The sequence below is a fragment of the Methanocalculus sp. genome (genome assembly GCF_029762515.1).
GTDB lineage: Archaea > Halobacteriota > Methanomicrobia > Methanomicrobiales > Methanocorpusculaceae > Methanocalculus.
In genome coordinates this window covers 1-5313 of the sequence record NZ_JARVGN010000136.1, presented here as the reverse complement: position 1 = coordinate 5313, position 5313 = coordinate 1, and the positions used below count along the sequence as shown (strand labels likewise).

The 5313-nt window shown below is 54.3% G+C and carries 7 protein-coding genes; 2 read left to right on the top strand and 5 right to left on the bottom strand.

What is annotated here, in order from left to right; all coding sequences use genetic code 11:
- From QCH34_RS06215 to QCH34_RS06205, 3 genes are all read right to left on the bottom strand, one after another.
- Window positions 1–573: DNA primase small subunit domain-containing protein (locus QCH34_RS06215; protein WP_300331812.1), on the bottom strand; the 573-nt coding region annotated here is incomplete at its 3' end.
- Complete coding sequence (locus QCH34_RS06210; RefSeq protein WP_300331809.1) at window positions 570–2138, bottom strand: tRNA uridine(34) 5-carboxymethylaminomethyl modification radical SAM/GNAT enzyme Elp3; 1569 nt, start codon at window positions 2136–2138, stop codon at window positions 570–572. The genes QCH34_RS06215 and QCH34_RS06210, both read right to left, overlap by 4 nt.
- A gap of 7 nt (window positions 2139–2145) precedes the next feature.
- Window positions 2146–2412: a UPF0058 family protein gene (locus tag QCH34_RS06205; RefSeq protein ID WP_300331806.1), complete on the bottom strand. Its 267-nt coding sequence runs from the start codon at window positions 2410–2412 to the stop codon at window positions 2146–2148.
- Window positions 2413–2465: 53 nt separating this feature from the next.
- On the opposite strand from QCH34_RS06205, the gene QCH34_RS06200 reads away from it, so the two are divergent.
- Window positions 2466–3341 carry an ADP-ribosylglycohydrolase family protein gene (locus QCH34_RS06200; RefSeq protein WP_300331815.1) on the top strand — a complete coding sequence of 292 codons (876 nt, stop codon included), beginning with the start codon at window positions 2466–2468 and terminating at the stop codon, window positions 3339–3341.
- Window positions 3342–3376: 35 nt separating this feature from the next.
- Here the strand turns inward: QCH34_RS06200 and QCH34_RS06195 are convergent, their stop codons facing one another.
- Both QCH34_RS06195 and QCH34_RS06190 read right to left on the bottom strand, forming a co-directional pair.
- Window positions 3377–3826, bottom strand: a complete 450-nt coding sequence (locus QCH34_RS06195) for a UPF0179 family protein (RefSeq protein WP_300331803.1) — start codon at window positions 3824–3826, stop codon at window positions 3377–3379.
- A 5-nt stretch (window positions 3827–3831) separates the two neighbouring features.
- On the bottom strand, window positions 3832–4911 hold the full coding sequence (locus QCH34_RS06190; protein ID WP_300331798.1) for an NAD(P)-dependent glycerol-1-phosphate dehydrogenase: 1080 nt from the start codon (window positions 4909–4911) through the stop codon (window positions 3832–3834).
- Between the two features lie 12 nt (window positions 4912–4923).
- Here QCH34_RS06190 and QCH34_RS06185 point away from each other — a divergent pair.
- On the top strand, window positions 4924–5313 hold a 390-nt coding region (locus QCH34_RS06185; protein ID WP_300331792.1), incomplete at its 3' end, for a DUF63 family protein.

Below are 5313 nucleotides of genomic sequence, written 5' to 3'. Positions count from 1 at the left end.
ATCGGAGAGATGCGTGGTGAGGGAGATGCCGGTCCCACAGACATAGTTTGCGAGTTCGCGCCGCTCACCACTCTTCCACGAACGCATCTCAAGCGTTTGGAGGTGAATGTGGTAGCCCCTTCCCCCGGAGAAGACGAGAGAGAGTTCCTTTGCGGGATCGATCCCGCACTCGTCGGTAAGCATGCCGATCAGCTTGAAGAGCTCCTCTTTCACCCGTGCAAGCATCTGGTCATAGGGTCCGCGCATAATATGGTCGGCATCGAGATCGAAGATGAGATCCGCACCGCTCCATCCCTTCTCATCCATCGTCGGGGCTGCCGGATGTTCATAATACGCTGTCGAGTAATAGACATGGGCCGGCGTCATCGACCTGAGGTACGAGAAGAGCTCATCTTTTAATGGAAACGAGAGGTGGCGCCGCATACCGGGAGTAGTTCTGGTGCCAAAGAACATGAAACCCCACTCCCGGGAGTCTAGCGCCTCCGGTACCCGCAGGGGAGCGGTCATCTTCAAGGTACCGGAATAATAGTCAGAGAACCGGTTTCTGAGAAATTCAACAGTTGCAGGTTTCATGACAGCTTCTTAATCATATATGGACCTTCCCGTAGATAGCCCTGTTTACGGTAATAGGGGCGGACACCAATACCGCTCATTACACAAACAGAGGAAAACCCTCCACGCCGTGCCGTCTCCTCCGCCTCTTCGAGAAGACGTTTTCCATAGGAGCTGTGCTGCCGCTCACCGCCAGTCGGATCCCATGAGAGTGGAACGATACTCCCGTATACGTGGAGTTCACGGATGAGGGCAGCACCCTCGCATTCGGGTGAGAAGACCTCTCCCGGGAACCGGAGGCGGATGAAACCGATGAGAGAGTCTCCTGCCTCTGCCTGGATAAAGAACTCAACGCCGCCGCAGCAGTCATACTCAATCGTCCGGATCTCACCCTCTTCCCTGTTCGGGCTCCGACCGATCTCCCGGCACCTGATGCATTGGCACCGCTTTCCCTCAGCTTCAAGATGCTTCTGTGCGAGCTGCCGGAAGTTTCCATGTCGCGATCCTGCAACAATCAGCTTCGCCGGGATGTCACGCTGGATACGCTGGAGCCTCGTATATTCGGGGAGCTGCTCTTTTCCATATGCCACCAGTGCGATCAGCTCTTCTTCGTCATATGGCCGGTATTCACCACGATGGTAGAGCTCCTCAATCTCGGATCCGGGGGTGACCAGAGTCGGATATATCTTCAGGAAGTCCGGCCGGAGATCCGGATTCGAATAGAGGCTCCGAAAGAGTTCACGATCCTTTTCGATATCGCTTCCGGGGAGGTTCGGCATCACATGGAACCCGACTTTCAACCCTGCGTCGCGGAGGAGGCGGTTGGCTTCGATAGATGCTTCGACACCATGCCCACGCCGGTTATATTCCAGGATCTCATTGAGGACATGCTGGACACCGATCTCAACCTTGGTGACCCCAAGAGAGAGCATCCGTTCAATATGCTCGCGCCTGCACCAGTCAGGCCGGGTCTCGAAGGTGATCGCAATGCACCGGACTGCCGCAGACTCATTTGCGAGTGCAGCTTCTTCAAAGCCAGCCTCAGTAGATGATCGATCCGGAAAGTCATTCATCGCCATCAGGCATCGGGTGACAACATGCTCCTGGTATGCCGGATCGCGGGCGGTGATCGTCCCCCCCATCACGATCAGTTCCGCCTTGTCAACATGGTGTCCGAGGAGCCGGAACTGGGAGAGGCGGGCATGCACCTGTTCATAAGGATCATAGCCGTGTTCTCTCCCCCGGAGTGCGGCAGGCTCTTCCCCCGTATAGCTCTGGGGAGACTGGAAGAGATGGTCAGGCCCTCCGGGGCATGGGAGGCAGATCCCGTGCGGGCAGGGGTGTGGGGAGGTCATCACCGCAACGGGAGCAACCCCGGAGAGGGTCCGGGTTGGCTTCACCTGAAGGATACGCCGGAGATGTTCGCGTTCATGCGGCTCTGCTGCAAGGAGGATGGCAGAGTTCTTTGGAAATGCAGATAGCCGGAATTCCCGGCAGACAGAGAGCTTGATCCTCTGGATATCATCAGGAGTATCTGAAGAAGAAAGCCGGGAGATGATCTCCCGGAAAGCGGTATAATCATCCATGATAGGATCAGTTTTTTATCAGAACAGGAGTGGCGGTTTTTGCATGATATTCAGGCTGGATGGAACCGGGATGATCATGAATCCGCTCGACAATCTCTTCTGCAAGCGTCAGAAGCGCTTCTTTATGTGAGTTTTTATTTTTGTGGATATGAACGGGGGAGATAAGAAGAGAGTCGTACTTGTGAGTCGATACTGCGTCGCCAGTCATGGTCTCATAATATTTCTTTACGGTTACCATGAGCATGTGTAAATGAATGAGTTCTTCTTTCTGCAACCTATCACCTTTTTCAGATGAGACTCTAATGAGTAGCCAAATATAATTTATTGGTGATCTTTATATTCCAATTCACGCGCATACCAGGAACGCTGATTGGCTCGGCAATAGGGGATGCAATGGGTGCGCCCTTCGAAGGAAGCCCAAAAATCCATCAAATACCCAAGCGGATGACAGGAGGGGGGCCTTTCTTAACACGGAGAGGAGAGTATACCGATGACACCCTCCAGATGATAGCGCTGGCAGAGACCCTGATAACCTGCCATCAGTTTTCAGCAATTGATTTTTTGAGCCGCCTGATCCGGATCTATGATCTCCATCCCGAGTTCTTCGGACCTACAAGCCGGGAGGTTCTGGAACGCGTGAAGGGAGGTGCATCACCGGAGAGTGCAGTATCGGGGATCTCCGGTAGCGGGAGGACAAACGGGGCGGTGATGCGGGGAGCGCCCATTGGGATCTTCTACCGCCCCGGTAATGCCCGCATCATAAGCGGATATGCCGCTGCCACCACCCATCCCCACCCGGTGGCGGGTGCAACATCCGGCATTGTCAACCAGATGATCTCGATCCTCTGCCGTGGCGGCTCAAAGGAGGAGGCGTTCTTCTCGGCACTCAAATTCTGTGAAAACATAGAGGTGAGGAACAGGATTGCACTCCTTTCAGCCGCACCGCTGATACCTTCCCTGGATGCCCTCGAAGCAGCGCATGTTGCCATCACCTGTTTCATGGAAGAAGAGACTTTTGCCGGGATGATACAGGCTGCCATCTCTCATGGTGGTGATACCGATACAACAGCCGCCATCTGCGGCGCTCTCGGGGGCGCACTCCACGGAGCCGGAGGGATTCCACGGGAATGGATCGCGGATCTTGAAGGCGGGCCTGCACTCCTTGAGCTTGAGGAGGCGGTCTGGTCAGCGGGCGAGAAGTGATCGTCAATTGCAGTGTGATAATTAAAAAAAGAGGATCAGAGAGGGAGTATCTCAACAAGTTTCAGGTTCTTCCGGCCCCTGAGGCATTCGTCAGGAGCACTCCCGAGAACCTGGGTGATCGTATATTTTTCCTTTTCATTGACTCCATCCGGATGGCAGAGATCATAGCTCCTGCATTCCTCACGGTTGCAGGTATACTCATAGATAAACCTTGAATTTGTGATCGCCATCTCACCGGCGATGAGCGCAACCACCGGCGCCTCCTCCACCTCAACAACGCAGGCGCCATCTGCAAAGACCTGGCATGAGTGGGTTGTCGGCCTGACATCGACCACCCGGTATTTCCTCCCCTCAATGAGGTTGTGACAGGCCTTCTTCACCTTGCATCCGTTGCATGCATCCACTACCCCGACATAGACAAATTCTGTCCCGTCACGGGCAAGTTTTTTTCCAATTAATGTAACCCGGTTCTTTGCCTCAGTCATACATCTCACTCCCGGTACAGCATTCGGATCAGATCGTCTGCTGATTCCTGTGTGATACCCATATCAAAAATAGTAAAGCGTTCAGGCCGTATCTCTTTTGCCTTCACGATTGCTTCAGCTGCAATATGATCGGGGAGGCCGACCTCGGCCGGAGTTGTCGGTGCACCTATCGTTCTGAGGGAATCGCGTATCCCACGCCAGTCACCTCCATGCAGGTACATCGAGATGATCGTTCCAATCCCGCATGCTTCGCCGTGCAGCACCTTCCCCGGCGCCAGCCGCTCGACTGCATGCCCGAACTTATGCTCCCCTCCGCTGGCAGGCCTCGACGATCCGGCGATACTCATGGCAACTCCCGAGGATACGAGGGCTTTTGTCACGATCCAGGCACTTTCTTCAGAGTTTGGCCTGATAAGATGGGCATCTTTCACCAGGATCTCGGCGGTCATCCGGGAGAGGGCGATCGCATACTCGGATATTACTTCGCCACGGAGCCGGTGTGCGAGCTCCCAGTCGAGTATTGCGGTGTAGTTTGAGATGATATCCGCACACCCGGATGCAAGGAGGCGGTGGGGTGCAGCAGCGATGATCCCGGTATCTGCAACGATTGCGACCGGGGGATGGGCATCAAGTGACGAACTTCCTTCTTCTGTCGGAACCGATGCGCGGGAAGAGGCGATTCCATCATGAGATGCAGCAGTCGGGACACTGACGAACTGGCAATCCAGGTTGAATGATGCGATCTTTGCAGTATCAATCACCCGGCCGCCACCAACCGCCACAATGATATCGGCTGCTGATCCCGCCTCTTCAACAGACCGGATCGTCTCAGGAGTGATTGCATCAGTGACATGCCGGGTGAGATCGAACTGACCCTCAAGAAGGGAAGCCACCCGGCTCCCGACCGCCCCATTCGTCCTTGGACCTGAGAGGAGGAGGACCGATTGCCCAAGAGCAAGCTCCTCAAGGACCCTCGGGATCTGGTCGAGGGCATCATGCCCGATGACCACATCACGGGGGAGCTGCATCCATTTTGACTTATCAAAAACTTTATTTTTGAGTATCTTGAAATATTCTGAGCCCATCGAGATCATTTCATGTTTAGTGACTTCATATACAAATATTACATTGATCCCATCCGGTATGGAGGGGCATACACATTAGTCGATACCCTCACCTATGCCCTGATCCTGATCATTTCAGTCTATCTCGTCTATCGGTGGCTTTCAAGGAAGCAGATTGCGATTGATGGTGCGTTTGTTCTTGCCACGATCCCCTATGTCGTCCTCGGCGGATTCCTCAGGGTGATCGAGGATACCGGGATGATACAGAGCGATTACCGGTTCCTCCTGATCACGCCGCTGATCTTCTTTACAATCTTCTTCATCACCGTCATCTCGCTCTTCATCGCACGGTGGCTTGAGACAGCGGGTATTGTGGAGACGTTCATCCGGCCATACTGGCTCCTCGGAACTCTCTATTCGGTG